The organism is Microbulbifer maximicatervae (SeqCode), assembly GCF_052468155.1.
The window spans coordinates 3,010,252-3,035,954 of sequence record NZ_CP174335.1; the positions used below are offsets into that span (position 1 = coordinate 3,010,252).

The window sequence follows — 25,703 nt, forward strand, 5'->3', positions numbered from 1 at the left end:
CAAAATATACGCTTAATGCACAGCTATCCTATGTTGCTTTAATGTCCTATAGGACGGCTTACATATATCTGTTTATTGGTTAATGGTTGGAAGATTTATCCCGATACCAGCGCCAGCGATCTTCTTCGTACTCATAGCATATATTATCGCAGTGGATCTTCTTCTCTACGCACCAGTCTTGATTTTCATTATCTCTAATGCAGTCATAGTAGCTATTCTTACAGGTTTTTATACACCTGTTTCGAGCCTCACGATCATGAAGTTCTCCAGCTCTTACATTCACAAAGAGGCAGGAAGTCAGTGTAATTAGAATTGTGATTAGATAGCGAAGCTTTGGCATGGTTAAACGCCGTTTGATTTTGCTCCTGAAGAGTAATGTCACTAGCGATAAACCAGTAAAATATTTGTTGGTTGGTTTGCTGGCAGGCGGGTGAGAGGGTGGTGGGTGAGAGGGTGGCGGGTGAGAGGGTGGCGGGTGCTAAGCGTGTATTTTCTGATAGAGTGAATGCCACTGTCCTTAGATTAGGCGGCAACCGTTTTGCTGAGTTGCCGCCTTACATTGTGATGAGATTTTTATCCGTTGGCAGTGGCCAATTGGTCAATTACCTGTTGTATTTTCTGTTTATTGTTTTTAATGAGTCGATCTGAGTGAATCTTGAGTGAATCGATATTGTCATATTCAAATAGACCGACATGGGGTTCAGTTACCTCTACATTGAGATAGTCATATTTGATCTTTACATTGTTGGAGAGTAATGAAGCAATTTCCAGGGCGTGCAATTGCTGCTCATCCATTGATCTTTGAACACTTGAGATAGCATCTCGTGCCCACTGTAGTATGCCCCAGTTTTTCAGGTCTTTATATTTCACCTGCGAACTGGTTAGCGGGGAGGTGCCGGACCCAAGAATCAGCACATAGTAGTTCTTGTGAGGGAACTCTTTGATGATATCCAGGAGCGCAACACTTGCAGGGTTGTTGGCAGAAATACCTGCGTCGGCAAAGTATTTATGGCCCACTTCTTTGCTGTCAGCCATAAAGCCAACTGGGGGAAACAGTGAAACCCCACTAACTGCAGCTGTGACCAGTTGATATAGGCTGTTGGTAGGAAGCTCACTGGTATCTCCTCCTCGGTTTTTGAAGAGGTGAAGTTCACCAGTATTTACACTGAGTGAGGGGATAATCACATAATTTTTCAAATCGGTGAAGTTAAGCTCTGGTGTATAGTGCTTCTCCATCACTTTGTGAAGGCGGCGACCCAAATATTTTGGAGAAAAAAGACCGGATGCTGTAAGCAGTTTATGATACCAAGGGGTTGAAAACAGATAATTACTTTTCGACTTGTATAAGTTAATAAGCAAGTCTGTTTTTGAATCGACATTGGCATAGTTTTTAGCCAGGTGAGATGAGCGGACATTCAACCCGGTAACAATGACAGCGCCCGTCGAGACACCACTAAACACATCGAAAAGCTCGTCAACTGGTTGCCCCAGTGCTTTTTCCAAGTGCTTAATGACATATAGTGGTATGAGTCCACGGATACCACCACCGTCAATGACAAGTATGTTGATCGTATCTTTATCATTGAGATGATTGCGTATCGCAGTCTCATCCTCTTGCACTGGAGAGCGATAAAATGTTGCGCTTGCTGTAAGGATATAGTTGTACAGATAGGCGCAGGCAGTGAATATCACGATGATCACTGTACATATAATAAGGATATAACTGAGTTCCATTTCTGCACCTATAAGGTATTTACGTCACAAGGATATAGACACCGAATCTTTGATATTGACTAAATGGAGAGAGCGGGTTTTGTCGGGTAAGAAGGGGGGCGAAAAAAACGTATGATATTACTTTTTATGGGTTTAACGGTCCGTAGTTTTTTCTCGGTTGTAAGGGCTTTCGGTGAGAAAAAAGTGCGATTTATAGATCTGTGCGTCTTATTTTCAGTTTTCTGGTAATGATTATTTCGTATATCGATTTTTTCGAAATTATCGATATATCGACGATGACCGAATGGTTTAATATAAGCTGAAGATGACTATTTAGTTAAACATCAATAGTTTGATGCTGGATGGAGTGCTGTCCTAATTTGGGATATTAAACATTCCAAAAAATAAGTGTATTTCTGTATTAACCCCTTAATTTTTCAGTGCTTTTTGCTTGACTGAAAATTCCGCCTTTAGTTACTTTTCACGCATAGAATCTTGAGTGTCCACAGAGTCCAGCCTTATTGGCTGGCTCTCAGCAGGATTGATATCAGCGTTTGGCGTACTGGCTGGTATCAAATTTGCCCTTGATAGCGCTTGCCATGCAAATAGCTGAAAAGCTCTCGGTGGCTGAAAAAGAGGGGCTCAGCAAGGGGAGGAATGCTTTTTAAAGGTATTGAGCAGGGTTTTGGCTTCTTTAAGGCTTAGCAAATGTGCCCTGAATGAATTGGCCCCGGCATTTACTCCCAGAGAGATCAATTTCATCACTACATTGAACGCGAGTTCTGATTTTAGGTAGGGGGTAAATGCCAGAAAGGCATTAAATATAGACTGATGAACTCTGTTTAGTAACTCTTGTATATCTGGATTGCTAGTTGATATCTTCTCGGCCTTTTTCTCAAAGGCTTTTAGCTGATTGACATACTCTGAAAATAACCTGAGATTAAACACAACCGTTCTGTGCTCTTTATAACCGGCAATGATGGTGCTGAGTGCATCATTGATCTTGCGTAAGGCTATGTAATCATTTCTTGATAGGTCGGTATAAGAATCGGAGAGATAGCTGATCGTATCTCTCCGCAGCTGACAAAACTCAAATAAGTGTTGATCATGCTTCTTTACTTCCAGAAGCTGATACATTTTCGCGAAAATGAAGACAAGAGCAATTGCCGGCAATAGATAGAGCACTACTCAAACTCCTTTTCATTAATTGGCTTCTTGGGCGCGTTTTTCCTAGTGGGAGGTGAATAAGAGAAGGCGTTGTCCATCAACTTTAAAAACCTGTCCCTATATTCTTTATTATCTGCTGCAAGCCGGTCAATTTCAACTTGTCGGTCCTTCAGGCGCCCACTGTACATCCAGAAGAGGAGGTAATGAGCAAAGATGAAAAATATGACAAAGAGGCCATTCTTAAGCCCCACATTCTGTACGAACTGAAGTATATCTTTGAGGATATCAGTCATGTAGTCCCTTACTTCTGATTTTGACAGCTCCTCATGCATTTTTAACTATTGAGACTCTTGATTCAACTTGGTTTAACTTTGAACAGTAATTTTGGTACTTGAGTCTTATTTGCTTCTGTTTAAATCCCGGATATAGCCTTCGTGAGGCTGGAGGTGCCCGACCTTGCAGCGCAAGCCACTTCTCTTTTGGGCAGTTAGTCTAAGCATGTGGGGTCTGAAGTAGTGAACTGGTTTCCACTCCAAAGATTTCTTTCATTGCAGTCGGGGTCAAAGGGATCTGCGAGGTCAAATTGCTGATTGCCGTTTAGGGTATTCCCGGTAACCCGGTTGTTTAAGCTGTTCGAGTCGGTAACGATAATACCGCCATTGCTTGGTAGTACCGAGAGCCCATTATTGGATACCGTGTTGCTTGCAATCGAATTGCTTGAGCCGCCACTTAGATTAATGCCCACCTGCCCATTATCCGCCACATTGTTACTTGCTATGTTGTTGAAATTACCGTTTATCAGGATTCCAGCTTCACCGTTATTCTCAATGATGCTGTTAGATACAAATGTGAAGTTGCCGTCAATCTCGAAGCCGTCCTCGCTAAACCCAGAAACGGTAGTAAAGGAGATATTGTTATAGTCTCCCAGGATTTCAATGCCTTCGTCTCCGCCTCCTAGTACCGTACTGCGACTAATGGTGTTGTAATCGCCAAAAACCTCAATACCATCAGAGATGGTTGAAGTAGCAGGACCTGTAATATCGACGTTGGTGATGGTATTGCCGTTGCCGAATAGTAAAATTGCATTTCTTACAGCGCTATTTATTTCCATATTGGAGATGGAGTGGAAGCCTGAGCTGGAGGTGATGACACCATTGGTGCAGTTGGTTAGTTGGCCGTTGCTGAGATATGCTGCGGTGCCCTGGAGGTCTATTGCGTAGAAATCTGTTTGGGTTGGGTCCAGCGATACGCAGCTAAGCTCAAACCCCGCCATATTCAGGCTCCCCGATGGGCCTACAATGGTGAGTGCTACAGGATTGGCGATACTCAACTCGCAATTCAGGTCCTGAGATAGAGTGGTGGGCTCAGATATAGTGTCGCCGCATTCAATGGCCAGTGCGGCCGTAGATAGGGTAAAGACTGCGGCTAACAAACCTAGCTGCTTAAGTACATTCAGAGTCGTGATATCCATGGCGCTAACCCCTGAAAACTTCTCCTTGTTTCCATAGTCCAAAGCCTAGCTGTGTTTTGGTGTTGAGGTTGTCGCAATAAAAAAGGGGCTTACGTCAAAAAACGTAAGCCCCTTGAAAATGGCGCGCTCGGGAGGATTCGAACCTCCGACCGCCTGGTTCGTAGCCAGGTACTCTATCCAGCTGAGCTACGAGCGCGTCGAGGAGGCGCACAATATAGATTGGTGTAGGTAGAGTCAAGCATTTTTTTCATATGAAGCACTTTTTTGGTGTTTGGTGACCGTAAAACCTGTTTGTCTGTTTCTGTTTTCTCACAAAGGGATTTGGCTCAGGAGCCGTGGGTAGGGCTTTCTTGAGGTTATAAGAGGCTTTTGAGGCTTTGCGGCGACTACTGACTGATCGTTCCGCTATTGCTTGTTCCCAGCTGGGTCACATTGGCAAGTTGTGAGGTTCCACTTTGGCTAGCTGTGAGGCTGTTCAGGGTCCCGTTTTGAAGGGATGTTAAAGTGTGGTTCATTCCGCTCTGATTCGACATTACAGAGTTCTCCATGCCACTTTGGGTGGTCCATGAGTTAATTTGTGAGCCTGTCTGAAACAGTGTTTGTGAATTTTGCATGCCTTGTTGGCTTATATTTAATTGGCTAAAGGAACTGTTGGATTGATTGGCTGACACGATATTTAGCTCACCAACTTGATCTCCAATAGCAAAATTATTACCGCCTGCACTCTGACCAAGGCTGAATATATTTCCAGTGCCAAATTGTGTAGAGCTGGCAAAATCAGAAATGCTTAAGCTGTGAGATATTCCACTCTCATTTTGATCTCCGATTTGTAAAATTTGAACGGTACCCAGTGAGCTTTCAATCTGTATAGATACTCCGACATTGTTAGTGCCATCCTGAGTCATATTCATGAAATTATTGGTGCTATCTATTTGGGTGAGCAAGGTAGTATTAGAATCGCCTTGTTGTAAGGAGATGGCAGTGTCATTAGAAGAGCGAATTTGCGTGCCGGCTGTTCCATTATTGATCCCAAAAAGTGTCTGGGATAATGTCGTTCCAATAGAATCAATCTGAAAATTTGACAGTGTGTTTCCATCACCATTCTGTAGGATAGTCATACTGGATAATTCAGCATTTTCCTGCTCTAAGTTTAGAGTGGTATTTGCGTTGCCTATTTGTGTATGGCTGATGGAGCTATCAAGGGTAGCTCCAAATTGGATTGCTTCAGAGAAATTATTGTTGCCATTTTGCACTTGTAGAATGGTGCTGTTCTGAGTGCTTGAGTCGGATTGATCCGTCATTGCCATGTTGCCGGTACCGGTCTGCTGTACAATGGAAGTATTATTATTTGCCTGTAGATGTGCACTGAAAGTAGTAAGTGCAACTGCCATAACTAAAAAATTTGCTTTCATAGTGCGACCTCTAGGGTGTAAATGGAAATAGTAGTTGGATTGATATCAGTAGGATGCGCATACTTGGTTATGTTGCCCTCTAAGGGGAAGTTGATAGTGTCAAAATTGGGGGCTGTTTTGAGTGGCGCTAAGGGCAGTTGTAGCCAAATACTGCAAAGGAGGCTATCAAATTGTAGGAGGCGTCTGGCGAAAGACTTCACGCAACTTGACCCCATTTATGCTCTGTCACTCGTCTCACGGGAAGCCCTTTGGGTAACCCCGGTGCAGCCATCCTTCTCGCGACATCTTGATCAGGTCAATCGGTGCAGGGAAAGTGTTGGTGATCTGAGTTGAAGTTGCCATAGGAACTCAGTGTTAAATTACTAGGAAGAAAGTTCAGGTTTTAGTGCCCATTAAATTCCAAGTAATATCTTCTATTAAAAATTATCTTAGGTTTTAAGTAGTGGATATTGTCAGCGAAGATGAAAGGCCATTAAGCAGACCTCTCCCGACTTAAATCGTAGTACAATTCGAAAAATTGCTACTTGCTACTGATAAATAATACTTGAATTGGAACTTTGGAAGCTGGATATAGCATGTCCGGCAGTATCTGTTATTTAGGTGGGGCCCTTGTATACCCCGAACAGGATGACTTATGGTTGAGATAAATATTAAGGCTTGGATCTAGTTTGCCCTTAACCTCTTGGCGGTTTATTAGCCTTGGCTAACGTGCGATTCTAGTGAGTTGATATAACCCATATATATGTCTCGGTCACGCCTGTCTCCATTTGCATCGACTCCTGCCATAATGTCATTGATTAGATTGAATAGAGTTTCCGATAAGGTCTCTGATGCTTCACTCACAGCTTCAAGTCGGACAGACTGGCTTATATGGGTATAGAAGAAGTCCAATAGCCTTGTATCGTGGAGATTTATCGTTGAGCAAGCCAATTCTATTTGTCGGGCGTATATTTTGTATTCCGTCATGACCATTGCTCTGAACTTGTAGTCTCGAGGAAGGGCTTCCTTAAGGATATTTGCATTTCTATTATTATTGTTCTCCAAATATGCTCTAAAACCCATCATGTCATAGGATGTTGGGGCTTGTTCTTTGTGGGTTATGGTGCTGATAGCCGCGGAACAAAAGTCGGCCATATGAACTCGAAAATAGTGGTATGCATTTTTTAATTGTTCGACTCTTTTTTCTTGTCTTAATTTTTCTTGTCTTAATTTTTCTTGTCTTAATTTTTCTTGTCTTAATTTTTCTTGTCTTAATTTTTCTTGTCGGTTTGATTGGTATTTTGTAAATTCATTCAATAGTAGCCCAAATGTTGCAATTCCCGTCAGTGTTTCAATGGAGGTTAGTAGGTAACCGAGCTCATTGACAGGGTAAATTTCTCCATAGCCCAAAGTTGTTATTGTTACAATGCTGAAGTAGATACTTTTTGTGAAGTCGAGCTTTTCATTTATACAGGAGTCACATTCACTATATATTGCAGCAAAGATGAAGATTACTGAAAAATAACCGACAAGTATTTTTTTCCATGTCAGAAAAGATAGGAAACGTGTCATGTTCTGTGCTCATTAACTATAAGCGATGTAATTTATGCCTGCGTCATTCCTTTTGGGGTAATTATGATCCCGCCAGCAAGTGTAAAAGAGGGCTGCTTGCAATCAGTCAATCTGGATTATGGTGGCTGTTTTGATCTTACGTTTCTATTAGCATAGTAATGTTAGCTAAGTTGTGAATTATTGAGTCGACACTATAAGGTGTATTACTTATGGGGTGGTGGTGTTGAGAGTATCATTTGCATTCATGAGTTGATGTGGAGGGGTAGGTTATATCATCGAGAAACTCGCCCCTCAATTTATCTAGCATCTAAAATGGTCTGTACGCGAGGGGGTATGATTATTGCTCTTCAGCAGAGAGTGCTGATGCGTAATTCTATTACACCTGATAATGGCTTTTCGTTGGCTATTTGCCGACTGGGGTTCGCCCACTTACTTGTTGCTAGTGGAGCTCAGTTAAAATCTAGTGCTTACCCAATCGCTGGCTTTCTTCTTGGGAAAGAGGAACTGGCTCAGCCCGTGCTTGTATAAATTTATCTGTATCACCGGCAATTTATGTTTCTGGCAGTGAACCGCCAATTCCATCACTAGCTCCCAGCAATGGGTTTAGGGTGAGGAATACTTCCTAGAAGTTCTTGTGTTACGGCCCGGTGACGGATGCCTAGTGGTGGAGTTCTGGGGGAGTTGATGGCGGTGGGGCCGGCTCAGGCATAAAGGTAGTGCTGGCGGTGATATATGCATGCGGGTTTTACCGCACTATAACAAAAAAGGGCTTACGCTGTTAAGCATAAGCCCTTCGTTTGTATGGCGCGCTCGGGAGGATTCGAACCTCCGACCGCCTGGTTCGTAGCCAGGTACTCTATCCAGCTGAGCTACGAGCGCGTTACGGATGCGGATACTATAGATGCGGTGGGGGTAAGTCAACCTTAAGAGTAAAAAAATCCTTAAAAAACATTATGTTGGATAAAAGTTAGGCACTTTGAGTGAGTGTTGACTAGTTACAGATTCGCTGCCAGGGCTAGCGGGTTAAGAGGATGAAAAGGCACCACCATCAAGAGCAGACAAGTGGTTTTACAGAGTGAGGTGGCAAGGCCCGCTTGCGGGGCTTTTGGAGGCTCTTGAAAGGAAATGTACCGATCAGTGACAGAGCAGGGGTCAATCTCATCCAACTTATCAGGTTTCGATCTCAACGCCTAAAAGCGCGTCTCCAATGACAGGTCAAATCCGCTTATCCTCAGGGTATCGTTATCAATTGTTTTCCATTGGAGCCTGCAAGCAAAGTTATCAGTGAAAGAATACTTTACTCCAATGCCGTAGACTAAGTCCGTTTCATTTTTGCTTTGGGAGTAGGTTGGGCTTAATGGGCTATCTGGTATCCAGCTGGATCTTGGTATGAACTCGCTGTCGATTTTGGTATGGGAGAGGCCAACAAGAGCATTTACAGTCGTCTTGTTAAGGATTGGATATTGGGCAATAACATGCAGATGATAACTTTCTACTGTAACCGTTTCATCATCGGTGATATAGGCATCGCGATATTCATCAATTTCTCTGTCATAGAAACTAACTAATGCAACAAATTCATCATAGGTGTTACCGAAGTGGTCATACCCGAGTTCAACGGAAAGAAACTGATTGAATTGGTACCCAGCGTGAATGTTGACATTGTTGGCGTGATCGCCAAAGCGTTGAGAGCTTATATAGGGTTCTGGAAGTTTGTTCTGGCCCTTAAAGTCAAAGTATCCATATCCTATTCCGGCGTAGATTGACTTCTCTGCCGCGATAGAAGCATTTGCAAAGGTTAATAGTAATATGGCTAGTCTAGTGTATTTCATTGTGGCCCCATTTATTCCATTAAATGAGCGGTTTTATCTCTTTGATAGGTTGTAAATCGCTAGTTACCGTTGCGCTATATTCGCTTTCAAGTAAAGTTAGGATTTGTTGCCTGATCAACTCAATCTATTTTAGGCTTGGCTCATTAAGCCTCTTTAAACTGCTCAGCGAGCTAGCTATGGAAGTGTAGGGTATTGGCAATAAAATGAAAGCTGGAAGTTTAGGGGTTTAGAATATGAGGCCAGTTTCGTGAGGGTAAAAATAAAGGCAGTTTTTACCCTCGGATATTCATTTTATAGATGTCCTTAGAAATGGGTTTCTATAGACAAATGTATGCCACTGATATCTACGACATCATTATTGATGTTTTTCCATTGCAGTTTGCCGCTGAACCGGTTGGTAAAGTCGTATCTGACGCCGATACCGTAAGTTAGGTCAAAATCATTCTCGCTGGACTTGAAAGGTTTATTGTCTTCATAATTTCCATCAATATCCGCGATGCTCATGTAGGCGGTATAAGTACTATCTATTTTAGTGTAAGAAAGGCCAAGGTAGGCGCTGACAGTGACATTATCTAGCATTGGGTATTCGAAGACAGAATTTATTTGTACGCTGTCAATATCCAAGCTTTCCTTGTCATTAATGATGTTATAGTCAAGTTGAGCTATTACTGCACTATGATGAATATAGGTGTCGGATGCTTTACCAAAATGGCTGTATCCTGCCTCTACAGAGAAGAATTGATTTAGTTGGTAGCCAGCGTAAATATCAAAGGAGCTGGTGGTATCTTTAAAATTATTATTTACATAATAATCTGTAAGTTCTTGTTGCCCATCAAAATCCTGAGTCCCGTATCCAATTCCAGCGTAGAAAGGGGTTTCTTTTGCAAATGCTGAATTGTAGTTGGCTAATAGAGGGATCAATAGAAATATTTTTGAAATTTTCATGTTGGTCTCCTGAGGTGTAAAAGTAACGAAATGCTCAAGCGTCAAAATAGATAACACCTATATTGCTTTTGGCTGAAGAATTCAGTCAAGTTGTTTAATTAGAGTAGGATGGTTTTGAGGCGTGATTGTGCGTTGAAGGGGTGTTTTGTCTGATTTGATTGCCAATCTGTCTTCTTTTGATTTGTCAAAGTATCGGTCTGCACGCCTTTTTTGTCTGAATTTAGTTGTAGTTGTGGCAGGTTTTTTGAAGAGCTTTTTGTAGTTTTTCTAACTTGCCACTGTAGTACATATGGAATTGTGTCATTTTTAAAACCCATCTATAAAGGTAAAATTGTCAGGGTACTTATGTAACCCATCAAAATCGCCTTTGCTAAGGGTTACACCACAGTGGCGTGCAATTGCATAAACCATGCTTATATGGAATAGTAAGTTTGGAATTATATATTGATGGATATATTGTGGCTGTGGGAGATCCACGGTTGTAAAACCTGCTTTATCATTGATTCTTCTACTACTGTCCAGATCGGTTACTTCGGGTAAAGAATCTAAATAATTTAGTGTTTTCTGGATGGTTCTCAGAATACCCTCCTTTGTACTGCCATCCTCTTCAAATGTCACAATTTTTTGGTCAACGAGTGGGCAGTATCCGCGAAGAGAAAAATTGGCCGCAATTTTTGCATTCTTGGCTAAGCTGAACATGTTAGATGCCAGCTGCTTGTGAAATATTTCCTGCGGAATTTTAGTCACAATTGAAAGTAGTTGGGAAAGATAATTATGAAGAAGGCTCTTGATAGATATTTGCATTAGGTGACCTGATAACAGCGGAGTGAATAATTTTTTTGTGGTACACACGTTCCTGGATATTGCTACATCAGATATTGTGACAAAGTCTCCCAATCAAACCGTCGAGCTTTTCCATCGCTAAATAAAACCTCGATACGCTTGTCCTCCCATCCTAAAACCCTTCCATAGCCAAGTTTTCGATGCCGCAGTCCCTCTCCAGGTTCGGGTTTTCGCATGGGGGCCCGGGGTGCACTGATATTGGGGTTGTAATCGCAAGCTTCTAAATAGTGGAGCGCTTGGCGTGAAACCGGTACATCGGTGTCGATTTTTTCCGGACGCTCCTTTAAGGAGTCTGCCATCAATTTACTTAAAGGAAGCTGCATTTCATTAATAAATAATGAAGGCTGCGAAGCCTCTGGATCATTCTTTTTGGAGTCTTCTGCAGGGGCCAACAAGAAGAGTTTTGACTTGGCTCGGGTCATCGCCACATACATTAAGCGGCGTTCGCTCTCCAGTGACGCGGGTGTGCTGAAGTCCCGTTGGGGCTGATAGGGCATATTGTGCTGGGTGAGGGTGGGGATAATCACTTGTTCCCACTCCAAACCTTTAGCCTGGTGCATAGTCGTTATCTGTATAGCATCCGCTTCGGTTTGTTCGCCCTCCCGGTGTTGGCGTTGAAGTTCTTGTAGATGTGCCAGGGCTTCAGCGGGTGGCTGCTTCAGTGTGTCCAGGTATTTGCAGAAAGCGAGGATGGTTTGTTGCCTCTCCTCCCCTTGTTGGCGGGTGAAGGCGTCGTCAGCGATTCCGCTGAGAAGTTCCAGTTCACCGATATGGCGACGCAGTAGCTCTCCGGCGTGACCGCGCCAGCTCTCGATCTGGGTAAGCAGGTCTGCCCGTTGGCGCAAGCGTTTGGTCTGGGGCTTACTCAGGTTTTCAGGTAGCAGGGCAATCAGCTTCTTGCCCCAGCCTTTGTCCAGCGCTGCCAGAGAGGAACAGATGGGCTCCAGGACTTTGCGCGGAATACGCACATGGGGAGAGGTCAGCCATTCGTAAAGTCCCTGCTGGCGCCGCTTGGGAGGAAGTTCGGCGAATCGACCGGAGGCAATATTTAAACTCCAAAATAAGGGGCGGAGCTCCCGGCGCGAAAGGACGGTGTTGCGGCTTGCTGAACGGTAGGGGATATTATTGGCCAGCAGTGCCAGTTCAATAGGAGCGGCGATAGACCACAGCCGCACCAGTACGGCGACCTCCCTGAATGACTGACCTTGCTTTTGACATCGGCGCAGGTGCTCTACAAGCCAGCGCCCCTCCTTATCGGTTTTTACCAACTCGATTTCTGTTTGCTGATCTTCATTGGCTGAAACACAGAATATATCGGCGCGATCGCGATTGTTCTCAATAAAGTGGTTGGCGGCCAGGGATAATTGGTGGCCATAACGGAAAGTGCGGCTCAGGTGATAAATATTCGAGGGGGGAAAATCCCCATCGAAAAATGTGAGCAGGAAATCTGGTTTGGAGCCTCGCCATTCGTAAATTGTTTGGTCTGGGTCGCCAATCGCGATGACGTTGCCAGATTTTCCGTAGAGAACTCGCAATAAAAAGTGTTGTATCTCATTGATGTCCTGGTATTCGTCCACCAGGATATCTTCGTAATAGCTGCCGTACTGCTCGGCCATTTCCTCATCCATGCTGAGCAGTATGGCTGGGTCATAAATCAGATCGGCGTAGGTAACCGCATTTTGGCTGCGGCGCCAAGCTTCAAAAGTGCGAAACACCTGCAGAAAATACATGTATTCATCACCGAGCTTCAGTTCCTGAAATGCGCTGAGATCTCCCGACAGAATCGTTTTGGTGTAGTCGATAAAAAATTCAGCGGCCTCAATCTCAGATTGCTTCCGTGCTCTAATCTCTTCGAGTTCGTGGGTAGGCGCGCACTCTTCAATGGCCTTCCAGATTTGTAATTGGATTGTGGATTGTGGCAGGGGGGATAGGTTGGCAGCAGCGATATGGTCATTGGAGATCATGTGTTGGTATAAACGATATCCAACACTGTGAAAGGTATGTACCGCTGGTATCGAGCCTTCAGCCAGCTGCCGTAAGCGGCGGTCGAAGTCCTCCCGAGCGCTGCGGTTGTACATTAATACCAGCAGTCGTTCGGGGGCGATACCTGCATCAAGGCGGTTCTTTATGTAGTGCAACAGAGCAGTGGTTTTGCCAGAGCCGGCAACGGCAATGATCTTGGCGTGACCACCGGCGTGATCTGCAATTGCCTGCTGTTCAGAGGTAAGGTTGTTTCCGCCCATCGCGCTCTTTGCCCAAATACTGGATATTTTGCCAGTGTTTGATGTTGTCTTACAAGTCGCGCTAACTTATTTGGGTGGTTTGTCGCTATCGGAGATTTGATGGTGGCGCAGAGCAAGCTCTGCGATGTAGGGAGAGAGGAACACGCGGCCGCTCAATTCCTGCAGTAGCTTGGAGTGGCCCAGGCGATCCAGTACAGCCCCCTTTACCTCAGCCAGATGCAGCTGGATATTTCGATTCTGTAAATCCCGGTTTACTTGTAACAGACGCTCTATTGCTGTGCTGTCGATCCGGTTAACAGACGATAAGATCAGCACCATATGGCGGGTATTGCGATGTCGCTTTATCTCTACAAAAAGTCGCTCCTCAATCGCATTGATGTTGCTAAAAAACAGGTTCTCATCAATACGCAAGAACAAAATTTCAGAGTCGGTTTTCACTGTATAGCGAAGCACATTGCGGAATTGCTCGGTACCTGGTACACGCCCCACGACAGCGATATGTGGCCGGCTGGCTCGCCAGATCAATGTGGCGAATGAGAGCCCGACGCCCAGGGCAATCCCGGTCTCCACGCCAAAAAACACTACCCCGAGAAATGTGCCGGCCATTGCCAGTCCATCGGTGAGGTCGTAGCGCCAGTGGTGGGCCATACCCTGGAAGTTGATCAGGTTTGCGGCTGCAACAATGATGGTGGCGGCCAGCACGCAGATTGGCAGTTCGGTAAAGACTTTGGTGGCATACAGGAGTAGCAGGGCGATTAGCACTGCGGCTATCACGCCGCTGAGGGGGGTTTTTGCTCCACTCTCATCGTTAACGGCTGTCCGTGCAAAGCTGCCGGTTACCGCAAACCCTCCTGAAAATGCGCTGAGTAGGTTGGAGGCGCCCAGCCCCCGCAGTTCCGCATTAGTGTTGAGCTTCTCGCCGCGCCGTTGGGCGATAGAGTGGGCAATAGATAAGCTCTCGACAAAACCGAGCAGGGCAATAATCAGGGCAGGCAATAGCAGTTTGTAAATCGGCCCCGGATTAATAGAGGGGATACTTAGGTGCGGTAGGCCAGCGGGAATAACCCCCACAACGGGTAATTCCTTCTCCCAGTGAAAAATAGCGGTGAGCACAATGGCAATCACCACGATAAGCATGGGCGCCAACCGCGAAAGCAATTTGGATCGTGCTGGGCCGACCCCGATTTTCCTGAGCAGGAAGGGCAAGCCTAGACGGGCGGCAATTAAGCTGGCCAGTGCAATGAGCCCCAGCAGAGCTGCTTCCCGATCGGTTTCGGGCAGGTGGTTAAAGGTGCTGATCAATATCTCGAGAACCGTATCGCCATTGCTTGATATTCCCAGCAAGGGGGCAATCTGCCCGGCAATAATCAGCAGCGCGGCACCGGAGACAAAACCGTCAACAACCGGAAGGCTCAAAAGGTTGGCGAGGCTACCGAGGCCAAGAAACCCCATTAACAGCAGGATTACTCCACTCAAGAGTGCTAATAATATGGCGCCGGAAATGTACTCGGGACTTCCCGGTGAGGCTATGGGGGTGAGAGCTGAAGCGGTCATTAGGGCGAGCACGGCCACCGGGCCAACGGACAGCACCGAGCTGGAGCCAAACAGTGCGTATCCAACTAATGGGAGCAGCCCAGCGTAGAGCCCTAGATAAGGGGGCAAGCCGGCAAGTGCGGCATAGGCGAGGGCCTGTGGGATCAGCATCATGCTGGCCAGGAGGGCGGCAACACTATCTCCCACCAGCCACTTGGGCTGGTAGCGTCGAAGCCATGGAGGGATTAGGTGGAGTAGCCGCATCCTTACATTTGTTTCCGCTCTCTTCCTGCCGCAATTGTGTGAACTGCTCAAACAAGATAGACGGCGGCTGCCTCACCGTTGTGCTTGGGCGCAAGTTACTCCACTGCGGCAGTGCGCTTGATCCCGAAGAGTTGGAATATCCCCATACCCGTGAGCATGGCGAGTACAAAAATTACCGCTTTAAGTTGTCCCGCCCCGGTAGCGACAATCGCCGGTCCGGGGCAAAACCCCGCCAGTCCCCAGCCGGCGCCAAATAGAAGGCTGCCCAATACCAATCGGCGATCAACCTGGTTACTTGCCGGCAGGTGAAGCGGTTGCTTCCAGATAGACTGTCCCCGCCGTCTGATGAAATGGAATAGTGGCAGGCCCACGGCGATAGCGCCAAACATCACCAGTCCCAGAGAGGGGTCCCAGGCGCCGGCTAAATCGAGGAAGCCCAGAACTTTCTCTGGGTTGGCCATACCGGAGAGCAATAACCCCAGGCCGAAAGTGAGCCCGGCCAAAAGTGCGCTGATATTGGTTTTCATCATCATTGACCCAGCTGGCCGATCAGGAGGTGTCGCATTAGAAATACGGTTGCGAAGCCCGCGGCCATAAATATTAGGGTGGCGGTTAGCGAGCGAGTGGAGAGTCGGGACAAGCCGCAAACACCATGGCCACTGGTACAACCGGAAGCCATCCGCGTGCCCAGGCCCACCAGTAATCCCGCTGCAATTAAGGTGGGATAACCTGCCTGGATATCAATGTCGGGCACTGTTGCAAAGATTTTCCAGGCAAGAGGGCTTATCAATAGCCCCCCGATAAAGGCCAGGCGCCACAGGGAACCTTGGAATTGGTTAAGCAGCCCGCCAATGATGCCGGAGATACCTGCGATACGACCGTTGAAGGCGAGTAAAGCGGCACTGGCGAGGCCAATCAGCAGCCCCCCGGCGAGTGCAGTGCCCGGGGTGAAAGCGGTCCAATCGATGGTCATGGGATTACTCCGCACAGTAGAGCTGGTAAAGGGTTTGCAGCAGGGCGAGTACTCGCGGGTCTGCAACCCGGTAGAAGACGTTTTTTCCCTCGCGGCGTGTTTCGACCAGGCCTTCACGACGGAGGACACCCAGTTGTTGGGACAGGCTTGGCTGATGAATACCCAGGCGCTCTTCCAATTCGCCTACATTTAACTCTTCCTGGCTGAGCTGACATAGAAGTAGCAAGCGGTCCTGATTGGCCAGGGAGCGCAGCATCGCTGCCGCCTGGCCAGCGGAATCGCGCATTTTGTTGAGATCGAGATGTTCAGTATCAGGCATAGGAACTAAATCAATTTACACAATTACAATATATTGTTTTATATAATATCACATTGTATATTGTTGGTGTAGTGAATACGGGAGAGCAGAAGATGGCTCATGAAGAACACTGTGCCCGGGTACAGCCGTTCCTGGATCGGGATACAGAAACCTGGAGCTATGTGGTGTACGACAGGGAAGGGGGTTCCGCCGCTATTGTGGACTCTGTGCTGAATTTTGATTCAGCCTCGGGTCGCACCAGTAGCCGAGGTGCTGAGGAGCTGGTGTCATTTATTCAAGAGAAAGACCTGACTCTGGAGTGGATACTGGAGACTCATGCCCATGCTGACCACTTATCAGCGGCACCGTTTTTACGCCAGCAATTGGGTGGACGTATCGGAATCGGTGAACACATTTGCCAGGTGCAGAAAATCTTCCGCGATGTATTTAACCTTGAGCGGGAGTTCCTGGCAGATGGCAGTCAGTTTGATCATCTCTTTAAGGATGGTGAGACTTTCCAGGTGGGTAAGCTGACAGCGAAAGTGATTTACAGTCCCGGCCACACTCCCGCAGATATGGCCTGGCTAATCGGCGATGCGCTTTTTGTTGGCGATACCTTATTTATGCCGGATGTTGGCAGTGCGCGATGTGACTTCCCCGGCGGCGATGCGTCAGAGCTGTATCGCTCAGTGCGTAAGATCTTGTCCCTTCCCGACCAAACCCGCATGTTTATGTGTCACGACTACCCGCCTAAAGGTAAGCGGGGCTATCAGTGTGAGACCAGCGTGGGAGAGCAACGCAGGGAGAATATTCATTTGCGCGATGGGGTTGCCGAGGAAGATTTTGTCGCGGTGCGCCGCAAGCGCGATGCCACTTTATCTGTGCCGCGGCTGATAGTACCGTCTGTGCAGGTGAATATTCGAGCGGGGCAAATGCCCCCGGCAGAATCGAATGGTACGGTTTATTTGAAAGTGCCGCTTAATCAACTTTAGACGAAATTATTGATCGATATATTTATTCAGTTGAATGCATAGAACTGAGGTGACAATGAATATTAAACAATTAGATGAACAGGTGAGCGTTTCTGAGCATATAGCCTGTGAAAGTATGGTGCCATTGGCTCAGAGTGGGGTACAAGTTGTAGTATGCAATTGCCCGGAAGGTGAGAGTGAAACTCACCCCTCCTATTTGGAAATGGAGCAGGCCGCATTGGCGGTGGGTATTAAATTTGTGGCTATTCCTTTTACTCGCGGACGTATGATGCGAAATCACTGCGAGGCATTTCGTGATGTTTTACAGGAAGGAGACAAAGTGCACGCGTTTTGCCGGACGGGTAATCGTTCCAGCCAGGTATGGGCCGGCGCCAAGGTCCTGATGGGGGCAGATAAAAAGCAGCTCAACTCCCAGGCCCAGGCCGCAGGATTCGATATTGGTGCGGTGCTGATATCGATTGAACCCTAGCTCTAAAATGCAGCACTTTTGGTGCTGCAATTCAAACCCTTCTTTTAAGCTGATAGAACTCAGGCCGTAAGGCCAGAGCGGAAAACAGATCATGGCGATGCAGCATCTCACCAGATGGTTTCCCATTCTGGCAACTATTCACTCCTATAATCGGCAGCTGCTAACCCAGGACCTACTGGCGGCTTCAATTGTTACCGTGCTCCTTATTCCCCAGTCTCTTGCTTACGCTTTGCTTGCCGGATTGCCACCTGAGGTGGGCCTCTATGCGAGTATTGTTCCGCTGCTAGTCTATGGCCTGTTAGGCAGCAGTCGAACACTATCCGTAGGACCTGTAGCGGTAATCTCCTTAATGAGCGCCGCTGCTCTTGGAAAGGTAACAGCGAGCGGGGAGGTAGACTACCTCACTGCAGCAGCGATATTGGCGCTCTTGTCCGGGGGAATTCTCACTGTATTAGGTATATTAAAGTTAGGTTTTCTCGCTAACTTTTTATCACACCCAGTAATCTCCGGCTTTATAACTGCTTCTGCATTATTAATTGCACTTAATCAGATTACCCAATTGCTGGGGCTATCGGTCCATGGAGATACAATATTAGAGCTGTTGCCTGGCTTGTTTGAAAACTTGGGTGGCTATAATCAGTTGACCTTGTTAGTCGGTTTGGGGGTGGTGCTATTTCTATACCTATCTAGAGCTTGTGCGGCAAAACTATTGCAAAGATTAGGAATCACAGCTGATACCGCTAATCTTCTGTCTAAGTCAGCCCCCGCAGTAGCAGTGCTGATAACCGTGTACTTCTCATATACTTTTAACCTTGAAGCATGGGGAGTAGCCCTTGTTGGCAGTGTTCCTTCGGGGCTGCCTCAATTTAGCTTGCCAAAGCTGTCGGTTTCCCTATTTGAGTCACTTGCGTTACCTGCGCTAATGATTGCTATCATCGGCTATGTAGAATCGATATCCGTGGCAAAGACTTTAGCCGCAAAACGTAGACAAAGAATTGATTCCAACCAAGAACTGGTGGCTTTAGGGTTGGCGAATGTTGGGGCAGGTTTTTCTGGTGGATTTCCGGTAAGTGGTGGCTTCTCACGCTCAGTTGTAAATGCTGACGCGGGAGCACAAACACAGTTTGCCAGCCTATTTGCCGCAATAGGCATTGGATTCACGGCTCTTTTTCTAACGTCACCACTATATTTTCTTCCGAAAGCTACTCTCGCTGCCACTATTATTGTTGCAGTACTTTCACTGGTAGATTTTTCTATCTTGCGCAAAACTTGGCAATTTTCCAAGGCGGATTTTCTTGCTGTAGCGGTGACAATCTTCGTTACTCTATTATTTGGCGTTGAGTCGGGCGTGCTCTGTGGAGTGGGTGCATCGCTATTATTATTCGTTTGGCGCGCATCAAAGCCTCATATTGCAGAGGTAGGATTAATCGAAGGCACTGAGCATTTCCGCAATATAGATCGACACCCAGTTAAAACTGCTTCTGAGATTCTTACTTTTAGAGTAGATGGCCGTCTGATGTTCTCTAATATAAGTACATTGGAAGAGCGTATTTATAGCCGTCTAGGAGGCAATTCCCAGGTCAGGCATGTGATCCTGATGTGTAGTGCCGTTAATGAAATTGATTGGAGTGCCTTGGAAGTACTGGAAAGTATAAACAGTATCTTACTTAATAGAGATGTTCGACTTCATCTTTCTGAAGTTAAAGGTCCGGTGATGGATCGTTTGGAGAAAAGTAGCTTTTTACAAAAGCTCTCTGGCGAAGTATTTTTAAGTCAGTACCAGGCATTTGTAAATATACAGGTAGGGCAAGGAGGTAACACATAGATACCTGGAAACCTTCTAGGTTTCCCCATGTTGATTTAAGAGTCACCTGTCAAGACTTATCACTTGAATTTTTAATGCTCTCACTTTTTAAATGGTCGACAATTAGATCGATTTGGACCTGATTGTCTTTGATTAGTTGGTCCGAATAGTCCTTTAACTTTGGGAGTTTCTTGTGCTCAAATATGCCGATAAAAGGCTCTCGAATTTCGATATTTAGATAGTCGTATTCTATCCTCCCTTCTTCAGATAAAGACTTTGCAATTTCCAGTGTGTGGAGCTGGTGTGTATCCATTGAGCGCTGCATATTTGTTAGCGCATCTCGAAACCAGTTTATTTGTCCCCAGTTTTTCAGGGTATCGTAGTTTGTTGTTGAGCTAAGGAGTCGAGGGCTACCAGCACCTAATACCAGGATGTAGTAATTTTTATCGGGAAATTCGTTGATAACATCTCGAAGAATCATACTGGCCGGGTTGTTCATAGCTATAGCTGCATCTGCAAAGACACATTGGGATTCGTTTTCCGACTCTGCAAATTCAGGCTCACAATGCTGGATACCTTCATCTTCTGAATAGTTGAATACGACAGGCGGAAAAGCCGTTTCAGCACTTACCGCGGCTGTCATTAATTGATAAAGCCGATCGGTGGGGAGATAATTGACCGTCTCACCTTTGTTCTTAAAAAGGTGTATCTGTCCGTCCTTTAAGTTTAAAGAAGGGATGATTACGTAGTTCTCAAGTTCAGTAAAGTTAAGGTCTTTAGTATAATGTTTTTCCATTACCTCATGTAATCGGCTGCCAAAGTAAGAGGGTGAAAACAGACCGCCTGCGGTTAGGAACTTGTGATACCAAGGGGGAGAGAAAAGGTAATTTACTTCGTTCTCATAGATATCAACCAGATAGTCGAGATGGGAAAGCTTTTGCCCGTTTCTGGTGGGAATAGCTTCATCAGGAATATTGAGGCCTGTTGCGATAATTGCTCCAGTGGAAACCCCTGAAAAAACGTCGAACACCTGATCAAGGGGCTTCCCCAATTTGTCTTCAATATACTGCAATACATGTAGAGGAATTAAGCCTCTGACTCCTCCGCCTGCTACGACGAGGATATTAATCGTGTCTTTTTGCTGGAGATAATCGGTATTGTGAGTAAGATCATAGGTGACCGACTCTCGGGGGAATGTGGTTGTTTGCGTGAAAAAATTGTTATAAACGTAGGCGAAAAAAGCATAACCAACAGCTATATACACAAGTGTAATAATAGTCTTTTTGAAAGAGGCGTTGAACTTACTTGCCATGTTGTACCCAGAAACCATCTATTCCTCATGGGTTTTGCCTTTTTAAAGACAAACTCCCAAGGCTATAATAACTTTTATTTTGTATCTTCAAAGACTGAATGGTGATAAATCAAAATCTATAAGCAATATGGTAAGGAACTTACGCGTAGCTTAAGTAGAAAGTGTAATTATTCTAGTTGGTGGTGACTTGTCTCGAAATCCGACGCTGGTAAGCTCCGCCTTTCTATTGATATAGCATATGCAATGATATCTAGTGGAAGTAATGCAGCTAGATTATGTATCTTGGTTTTTGAAATTAATGTGTTTGGATTGTAACAACTAATTCATACGGTCTTGAAGTAAATGAAACAGCATGGTAATGGAGCTATTGTCCAGATATCAAGTGTTTTGGGGGAATTCGTATTACCTTCTCTTGGCTCATATAATGCTAGCAAGCACGCAATAGAGGGAATCGGAGAAAACTACCGCGTGGAGCTGGCTCAATTTGGCATTCAGTCTCTGATTGTTCAGCCTGGTTAGCATTCATTTAGAGCAACTGTTGATGGCACAGGCTTAAATCCAACTATTGAGAGAATTAACAAAGCTACAGAAGAGGCGATGCAAGAAATTTATTCAGCTTATGGGATGAGCAATATGTTTCAGCTTAAGTAGATTTGCCAATATAAATAGTTGCTTGGCACCTCAAAAATAGGTTGATTTTTAGCGGGTTTGTGAGGTGCTTAGTTGTATGAGAGTTTAGCTTTTTTGATGGTTATTTTCAGGGTTTCCCTTTCAAGGCTGTTTACTTAAAGTAATTTATCGAATGGAATACTATTCTGAAATAAGGCTATTTAATATACGCATATATTCATTAACAAATAAATCGATACTATGTCTGCTAATCAATGGTTCACAATACCCAAAGACAAAAACAGCATTGCGGTAGGTGGTGTAGGTTACTGCCATGATTGGGTTTATACCATTGGTTAGGGTGATCATAGGCTTTTGGATCTCAAAATACTGCATTTCATCAGCTAGTAAGCGCATACTGCCCACATTGGAAACAATAATACCTGCTGGAAATGACTTCTGTTGGGCTGTTATCTCTGAAGCCATTTGAGTGATATCATCCATCTTATAGTCAGAACTTAGGTTTTTTGTCATAGGGCTCTGCTTGAGGAGAACTGAAAGAATCTGCTGTTGAAGTTGTTTAGCAACTTCGATAACCTCAGCGGACTCAATGTTTTCAGGTAATTTTAAACTGGTAGTTTCTGAAAACGCTCCAATGTGCCCTATGGGGATATTGGGAGAGCATAACCCCCTAGCATCCATGGCCAAAATTACTTCAGTTAGATGCTTGTAGATAGGTATGGCTCGAGCTGCTATGGATGCAATAGCACAATAAATGGCAGTTATTTTAATGCCATTATCCTTGCCCCATTGGGCGAGTTTGTGGATCTTCTCTGGGGGCATCAGGTATGAAACGGCACAAGATATACGTTCTGTAGGAGGGGCCTGCTTCTCTACTGGCCAGCTAAAATCTCCGGTATTCTTGTGCTCGACCTCTTTTTCTCCAAAGTATCCAGCTGACTCTAGCTGGCTCGCAATACTCTCTTGTAGAGGTAGTGACTTGGCCTGTTCAAGTGTTTCGTTAGATTGCAGGAATTTGTCTAAGTCTGAAAATATAGTCATTACTGATCTGCCATCAAATGCTGCATGTATATTGATGACAGAAATCCACTCTACGAGACCTTCTTTATTGAGGTAGAGCTTTATGCTGTATACATATTTTTCACTGTCCAGGCAGTTTATGCCGTGAACTCTAAACTCATCCTCTAAATTGAGAGTACCGCCAACTTGGCATATATTTAATGGAATATCATTGAAGTCAACGTCGCAAATCCAGCGAAGTTTTTCCCCTCTTTGGATACGAGCGCGTAGAAGAGGGTGGCGTTTGTGTAGGTACTCTAATCCTGTGCGTAAAGTGTCAACACTTAACGATTTGCAGACTCTAATGAAAGAAACAAATTGTAAGCCACCATAGGAGAGTCTTGTCATCTCTATAAATAAGGCCTCTTGTGGGCCAAGTTCTCGAGATGGAGTTTCTAAACTCATAAAAGACACCGATCAAAATATCGACGATCTTGATTATTTGGGGTCAGAGCAGCATGAATGCCGCATTCGGGAATGTATCCTGACTTGCTGTCAAGGATAGTATTACTCCGCAATTGACTACTTCAGTGCACCAAGCTGCTTTAGGAATCCATATTTATCCCAAGTGACCCAAGCTTCGACTATTTTGCCGTCCTGAATCTTGGAGAATTCCACGGCATCCCAGGTGATTGTTTTTTTGGTTGGAGATTCCCCCATAAACGAGCCGACATGATTAGCGCTGACTGTAACATGGGTTGCGACTAAATCTCCTTCAGCTACTTGCTTGGTACTGACCGCCTTGATGTCTTTGAAAGCCTTGTGAAACTTAGCCACCTCTTCTTCAAATTGTTTGAGGTTACGCTTTTGTGGGCCTGCGCTATCCGTTGTCGCAGAATCCAGGTTATTTATATAGTTAGGAGATAAAATTGTCTTGGGATCTATCTTATTGCCGCTTAGCCATAACCCCACAGCTTGCATTGCGAGTTTTTTATTCTCTTCTAAGTTATTTGGCTGTGCCGCCACCAAATTGGTGATACTGAATAAAAGGGCTGTTAAAACCAAACAGGAAGCTCGTTTGAACATTTGATAGATTCCTTTCTACATAAATTAGGGTGTGTTTCAGGACGTCTTGTAAACGACATTAAAAATGAGTAAAGAATTGTGTCATCTCCTATTATGGACGCATATTTCATAAGGTGAATCGATATTCAGGTAGCTTGGCAAGCTGTCCATCTTTAGACTTTACTGGATTAAAAGTATGCCGCTAAAATTGATGTTTCAGATTAGCAGCAGAGTATTTATACGAGGTGAGTAATAGAGATGCTGCTGCCAGCATGGTACCTGGCAGCAGGTTATACGGCCGACCTACAAACTTAGCATTTCCCGTAAGCGAGTAGCGGGGCGTCTTGCAGCCTCTATTTCTTTTCCATCGGTCATTGTTATTAGTAGCCCACTATTGATCCATGGTTGAATATCCTGAATAAAATTCAAGTTTATGATTTGCTGGCGGTTGGCGCGAAAGAAAACCTCAGGATTTAAACGCTGTTCAATTTTAGATAATGATTTATAAATAAACGGCTTGTTGTTATCAAAGAATACTTGGGCATGATTTCCACAGCTTTCAAAATAACGGATATTTCCTATTTCTATTAGCCAGCAGCGCTCTCCGTCCTTGATAAAGATCTTGTTGTTGGTGTCTAGGTAGTTCGATAAGTGATTATCATCCTGTAAAGGAGAATCACTTAGTGTTTTGTTAAGCGCTCGCTTTAATTTTTCCGGGTTGATTGGTTTGAGGAGGTAGTCTAATGCGTTGACTTCGAATGCTTGTATGGCGTATTCGTCATAAGCCGTTGTGAAAATAACCTGGGGTGCAGTTTCAAGCTGTTCTAGTATATCGAAGCCTGTCCCATCTGGTAGATTAATGTCTAAAAAAAGTAAGTCTGGTTGTTCTTTTAAAATCAGAGAAACTGCCTGCTCACAATCTTTTGCCTCTGCAACTAAGTTAATATTTTTGTGAGGCTTTAACAGCTCTCTCAATTCATTGCGAGCGAGTCTGGAATCTTCAATAATAATGGCTTTCACTTATTATACCGCCAACTGTAGAGATGAAGTAGGAATATGGCATTGGGCAATAACTTGCTGCCCCTGTTGCTTTATCTGGAAGGATGTGTTGTTACCATATTGAAGAGTCAATCGTTTTTTTATATTAGCTAGCCCCAATCCGGTATTTTCATTTTTCTTTTTGCTGGGCTTTGTTTCTAGAGGTGCGTTTAGTTCTAAGGTCCCTGGGTTAGCTACCGTGATGACTAGGTGTTCCTCTTCATGGGATACTCTGATGGTTACTTCACCGCCATGCTTGGACTTTTCAATTCCGTGGCGTATCGCATTTTCTGTAAGCAGTTGGATAATAAGAGGAGGGATTCGTTCTCCCATCAATTCTGGATCAGTTATCAAGTTGAAAGTCAAACGATCTTCATATTGTATTTTGAGGAGGTCGATATATTGACAAACAATTTCCAGCTCATCTCTGAGTGGCACGGTTTTCTGTTTATGCGCCATCAATGTATATCTCAGTAGATCAGAGAGGTTTGTCAGCATCGTTCTTGATTTAGTAGCATCCTCGAGAATTAAGGCCCGGATATTGTTTAGTCCATTGAAAAGGAAATGTGGGTTAAGCTGCCCCATAAGTGCTGCCATTTTAACCTCATTGAGCTGTAGGTTAAGTTGAATGGCTTCCTGTTCAGCTTTGAGTAAACGGTCTTGATTAACTGCTGTAACATAAATCAGGGTCCAGCTTACTAATAAAATAGTCATGATAAGCCAGTTGCCAAGTACGTTGTGCCAAATTGATTCGGGAATGGCATACCCCATTAAATTATAATATGAGAATAGAAAAATAACTGAAATATAGGCACAGGTAAATGCAAGTGAGATTGAGGATAGAAAAAAGTAGGGCCACTGTTGCCTCCAGTTTTTATCTAAGAGGTCAAAGCGATAAATCATTTCTCTGATGATTAGTGTTAAAGCTCCGCAGGTTAATATCAGGGTGAGTGCATGTATGGCGAGTTGCTCAAAATTTTCATCGGTAAGTAATCCGCGAGAAATGGAGTTCACTAGGGCGAATATTAGCCAGCCGCCAAAATGATACGCTAAGAATTTTGTCGTAGGTGCGGGGGACTTCAGTAACTTCATAAATTAATACATGTTAATAAAATGGCCCCTTGTTCTGGGGCCACAGAGTTTAGTTAA

General features: G+C 44.9%; 24 protein-coding genes and 2 tRNA genes. 5 read left to right on the forward strand and 21 right to left on the reverse strand.

The genetic code is table 11. From position 1 onward, the window contains the following. Nucleotides 1-573 precede the first annotated feature (573 nt). From ACJJIY_RS13050 to ACJJIY_RS13080, 7 genes are all read right to left on the reverse strand, one after another. A complete protein-coding gene (locus ACJJIY_RS13050; protein WP_444897855.1) occupies nt 574-1,734 on the reverse strand; it encodes a patatin-like phospholipase family protein in 1,161 nt (386 codons plus the stop codon). Between the two features lie 621 nt (nt 1,735-2,355). After that, the gene (locus ACJJIY_RS13055; RefSeq protein WP_444907790.1) at nt 2,356-2,898 is read right to left on the reverse strand and encodes a hypothetical protein; all 543 of its coding nucleotides are present in this window, start codon (nt 2,896-2,898) and stop codon (nt 2,356-2,358) included. Next, complete coding sequence (locus ACJJIY_RS13060) at nt 2,898-3,212, reverse strand: hypothetical protein (protein ID WP_413662626.1); 315 nt, start codon at nt 3,210-3,212, stop codon at nt 2,898-2,900. Before ACJJIY_RS13060 ends, ACJJIY_RS13055 begins: the two co-directional genes overlap by 1 nt. Nucleotides 3,213-3,367: 155 nt before the next feature. Continuing rightward, on the reverse strand, nt 3,368-4,351 hold the full coding sequence (locus ACJJIY_RS13065; RefSeq protein ID WP_444897853.1) for a right-handed parallel beta-helix repeat-containing protein: 984 nt from the start codon (nt 4,349-4,351) through the stop codon (nt 3,368-3,370). Between the two features lie 119 nt (nt 4,352-4,470). After that, nucleotides 4,471-4,547, reverse strand: a tRNA-Arg gene (locus ACJJIY_RS13070). 190 nt (nt 4,548-4,737) lie between these two features. Then, the gene (locus ACJJIY_RS13075) at nt 4,738-5,763 is read right to left on the reverse strand and encodes a hypothetical protein (protein ID WP_445358048.1); all 1,026 of its coding nucleotides are present in this window, start codon (nt 5,761-5,763) and stop codon (nt 4,738-4,740) included. Between the two features lie 693 nt (nt 5,764-6,456). After that, nucleotides 6,457-7,314: a potassium channel family protein gene (locus ACJJIY_RS13080; RefSeq protein WP_445358049.1), complete on the reverse strand. Its 858-nt coding sequence runs from the start codon at nt 7,312-7,314 to the stop codon at nt 6,457-6,459. A gap of 333 nt (nt 7,315-7,647) precedes the next feature. Here ACJJIY_RS13080 and ACJJIY_RS13085 point away from each other — a divergent pair, with 333 nt between their 5' ends. Beyond that, nucleotides 7,648-7,842, forward strand: a complete 195-nt coding sequence (locus ACJJIY_RS13085) for a hypothetical protein (RefSeq protein ID WP_444897850.1) — start codon at nt 7,648-7,650, stop codon at nt 7,840-7,842. 274 nt (nt 7,843-8,116) lie between these two features. Here the strand turns inward: ACJJIY_RS13085 and ACJJIY_RS13090 are convergent. From ACJJIY_RS13090 to ACJJIY_RS13130, 9 genes are all read right to left on the reverse strand, one after another. Continuing rightward, nucleotides 8,117-8,193 (reverse strand) — tRNA-Arg (locus ACJJIY_RS13090). 311 nt (nt 8,194-8,504) lie between these two features. After that, the gene (locus tag ACJJIY_RS13095; protein WP_444897849.1) at nt 8,505-9,146 is read right to left on the reverse strand and encodes an outer membrane beta-barrel protein; all 642 of its coding nucleotides are present in this window, start codon (nt 9,144-9,146) and stop codon (nt 8,505-8,507) included. 303 nt (nt 9,147-9,449) lie between these two features. Beyond that, complete coding sequence (locus ACJJIY_RS13100) at nt 9,450-10,091, reverse strand: outer membrane beta-barrel protein (RefSeq protein ID WP_444897848.1); 642 nt, start codon at nt 10,089-10,091, stop codon at nt 9,450-9,452. Nucleotides 10,092-10,397: 306 nt separating this feature from the next. Next, nucleotides 10,398-10,895, reverse strand: a complete 498-nt coding sequence (locus ACJJIY_RS13105; protein WP_445358050.1) for a DUF1993 family protein — start codon at nt 10,893-10,895, stop codon at nt 10,398-10,400. Between the two features lie 62 nt (nt 10,896-10,957). Next, complete coding sequence (locus ACJJIY_RS13110; protein ID WP_445358051.1) at nt 10,958-13,177, reverse strand: ATP-dependent helicase; 2,220 nt, start codon at nt 13,175-13,177, stop codon at nt 10,958-10,960. Between the two features lie 66 nt (nt 13,178-13,243). Continuing rightward, the gene (locus tag ACJJIY_RS13115) at nt 13,244-14,974 is read right to left on the reverse strand and encodes a SulP family inorganic anion transporter (protein ID WP_445358052.1); all 1,731 of its coding nucleotides are present in this window, start codon (nt 14,972-14,974) and stop codon (nt 13,244-13,246) included. A gap of 95 nt (nt 14,975-15,069) precedes the next feature. Then, nucleotides 15,070-15,507, reverse strand: a complete 438-nt coding sequence (locus ACJJIY_RS13120; RefSeq protein ID WP_444897844.1) for a DUF6691 family protein — start codon at nt 15,505-15,507, stop codon at nt 15,070-15,072. Next, nucleotides 15,504-15,947 carry a YeeE/YedE family protein gene (locus ACJJIY_RS13125; protein ID WP_445358053.1) on the reverse strand — a complete coding sequence of 148 codons (444 nt, stop codon included), beginning with the start codon at nt 15,945-15,947 and terminating at the stop codon, nt 15,504-15,506. Before ACJJIY_RS13125 ends, ACJJIY_RS13120 begins: the two co-directional genes overlap by 4 nt. 4 nt (nt 15,948-15,951) lie before the next feature. Continuing rightward, on the reverse strand, nt 15,952-16,266 hold the full coding sequence (locus tag ACJJIY_RS13130; protein WP_282932131.1) for an ArsR/SmtB family transcription factor: 315 nt from the start codon (nt 16,264-16,266) through the stop codon (nt 15,952-15,954). Nucleotides 16,267-16,358: 92 nt separating this feature from the next. Between ACJJIY_RS13130 and ACJJIY_RS13135 the strand changes: the two genes are divergently transcribed. From ACJJIY_RS13135 to ACJJIY_RS13145, 3 genes are all read left to right on the forward strand, one after another. Next, nucleotides 16,359-17,237, forward strand: a complete 879-nt coding sequence (locus tag ACJJIY_RS13135) for an MBL fold metallo-hydrolase (protein ID WP_444897842.1) — start codon at nt 16,359-16,361, stop codon at nt 17,235-17,237. A gap of 55 nt (nt 17,238-17,292) precedes the next feature. Further along, the gene (locus tag ACJJIY_RS13140; RefSeq protein WP_445358054.1) at nt 17,293-17,706 is read left to right on the forward strand and encodes a protein tyrosine phosphatase family protein; all 414 of its coding nucleotides are present in this window, start codon (nt 17,293-17,295) and stop codon (nt 17,704-17,706) included. Nucleotides 17,707-17,803: 97 nt separating this feature from the next. Then, nucleotides 17,804-19,531 carry a SulP family inorganic anion transporter gene (locus tag ACJJIY_RS13145; RefSeq protein WP_445359669.1) on the forward strand — a complete coding sequence of 576 codons (1,728 nt, stop codon included), beginning with the start codon at nt 17,804-17,806 and terminating at the stop codon, nt 19,529-19,531. A gap of 49 nt (nt 19,532-19,580) precedes the next feature. Here the strand turns inward: ACJJIY_RS13145 and ACJJIY_RS13150 are convergent, their stop codons facing one another. Further along, nucleotides 19,581-20,822: a patatin-like phospholipase family protein gene (locus tag ACJJIY_RS13150; RefSeq protein WP_444897840.1), complete on the reverse strand. Its 1,242-nt coding sequence runs from the start codon at nt 20,820-20,822 to the stop codon at nt 19,581-19,583. Between the two features lie 342 nt (nt 20,823-21,164). On the opposite strand from ACJJIY_RS13150, the gene ACJJIY_RS13155 reads away from it, so the two are divergent. Further along, a complete protein-coding gene (locus tag ACJJIY_RS13155; RefSeq protein WP_444897839.1) occupies nt 21,165-21,341 on the forward strand; it encodes an SDR family NAD(P)-dependent oxidoreductase in 177 nt (58 codons plus the stop codon). 291 nt (nt 21,342-21,632) lie between these two features. Here ACJJIY_RS13155 and ACJJIY_RS13160 read toward each other — a convergent pair whose 3' ends face one another. The 4 genes from ACJJIY_RS13160 to ACJJIY_RS13175 form a co-directional block, all read right to left on the reverse strand. Continuing rightward, nucleotides 21,633-22,916 carry a condensation domain-containing protein gene (locus ACJJIY_RS13160; protein ID WP_444897838.1) on the reverse strand — a complete coding sequence of 428 codons (1,284 nt, stop codon included), beginning with the start codon at nt 22,914-22,916 and terminating at the stop codon, nt 21,633-21,635. A gap of 117 nt (nt 22,917-23,033) precedes the next feature. Then, a complete protein-coding gene (locus ACJJIY_RS13165) occupies nt 23,034-23,537 on the reverse strand; it encodes an ester cyclase (protein WP_444897837.1) in 504 nt (167 codons plus the stop codon). Nucleotides 23,538-23,819: 282 nt separating this feature from the next. Next, on the reverse strand, nt 23,820-24,536 hold the full coding sequence (locus ACJJIY_RS13170; RefSeq protein WP_445358055.1) for a LytR/AlgR family response regulator transcription factor: 717 nt from the start codon (nt 24,534-24,536) through the stop codon (nt 23,820-23,822). Nucleotides 24,537-24,539: 3 nt separating this feature from the next. Further along, entirely contained in the window at nt 24,540-25,646 is a 1,107-nt protein-coding gene (locus ACJJIY_RS13175) for a sensor histidine kinase (protein ID WP_444897835.1), read from the reverse strand. Between the last annotated feature and the right edge of the window lie 57 nt (nt 25,647-25,703).